Origin of the sequence: Devosia sp., from assembly GCF_017307565.1 — a bacterium.
GTDB lineage: Bacteria > Pseudomonadota > Alphaproteobacteria > Rhizobiales > Devosiaceae > Devosia.
In genome coordinates, this window is record NZ_JAFKHD010000016.1 from 1 (window position 1) to 1,250 (window position 1,250).

A 1,250-nucleotide genomic window follows, 5' to 3' on the forward strand; every position below is an offset into this window, starting at 1 on the left:
GTGCAGGCCGTGGCCGGTTGCGTTTTATGCCGCCAAGCCGCTGAGAAGGCCCCAGGAGGCAAGGAAAGTCATGCACCTCATTCAGTATTTCGACGACAATGGCGCGCGCGCCGTGGCCGTGACGCAGAACGGGGAAACCCGCCAGGTGCAGGGCGCAGCCAGCGTCTATGAGCTTGCACAGGCAGCTCTCGCCGGAATCGGCGGCCTCTCTGACATCATCGCCGCGCGCGGTCTCGGCGCCCCCGTCGACAAAGCTGCGCTCCTCGCCGAAGGCCGTCTGCTCTCGCCGATCGACCATCCCGATCCAACGCACCTGCATGTGACGGGGACCGGTCTGACCCATCTCGGTTCGGCCGCAACGCGCGACGCCATGCATAAGGCCAATGGCGAAAAGCCGGCGGGCGAACTGACCGACAGCATGAAAATGTTCCGCATGGGGCTCGAGAACGGCAAGCCCACGGGCGGAGAAAAGGGCGTGCAGCCCGAGTGGTTCTACAAGGGAAATGGCCATATCGTGGCCAATCCAGGCCATCCGATCCCCTCCCCGGCTTTCGCGCTCGATGCGGGCGAAGAGCCCGAAATCGCTGGCATTTACCTCATCGACGCCAATGGGCAGCCGCGCCGCCTCGGCTTTGCGCTCGCCAACGAGTTTTCCGATCACGTGACCGAGCGGATCAACTACCTTTACCTCGCCCATTCCAAGCTGCGCGCCTGCTCGTTTGGGCCGGAACTGCGCGTCGGCGACCTGCCCGATCATATTGAAGGTGTGTCGCGCATTTTCCGCGACGGTCAGGTTTTGTGGGAAAAGCCGTTCCTCTCGGGTGAGGATAATATGAGCCACACCATCGCCAATCTCGAATATCACCACTTCAAGTATGGCCTGTTCCGGCAGCCGAGCGATGTGCATGTGCATATGTTCGGCACGGCGACCCTTAGCTTTGCCGACGGGATTTCGACCAAGGAGAACGATATCTTCGAAATCCAGGAGAGTCAGTTCGGCCTGCCGCTGCGCAATCCGGTGCGGACCGAGGCTGAAAAGCCAGTGATCATCAACGGTCTCTACTAAGGTCGAGCGCGCGGGTGCCTTTACTCCCGACAACTAACATGTCAGTTAGTTTGTCGCGTTTCTGAGGAGCCCGCGCATGACCACCCGTACTTTCGAAAAGCGCCGTATTGCCCAGACTGAACTCGAGGTCACGACGCTGGGATTGGGATGTGCGTCTCTGGCCGGGATTTTTACCGGCGTGCCG

The 1,250-nt window shown here is 61.0% G+C and carries 1 protein-coding gene; it reads left to right on the plus strand.

Annotation, left to right across the window (positions count from 1 at the left end; genetic code table 11):
- Positions 1-70: 70 nt before the first annotated feature.
- On the plus strand, positions 71-1,066 hold the full coding sequence (araD1, locus tag J0I64_RS00205) for an AraD1 family protein (protein ID WP_291405282.1): 996 nt from the start codon (positions 71-73) through the stop codon (positions 1,064-1,066).
- Positions 1,067-1,250: the final 184 nt, after the last annotated feature.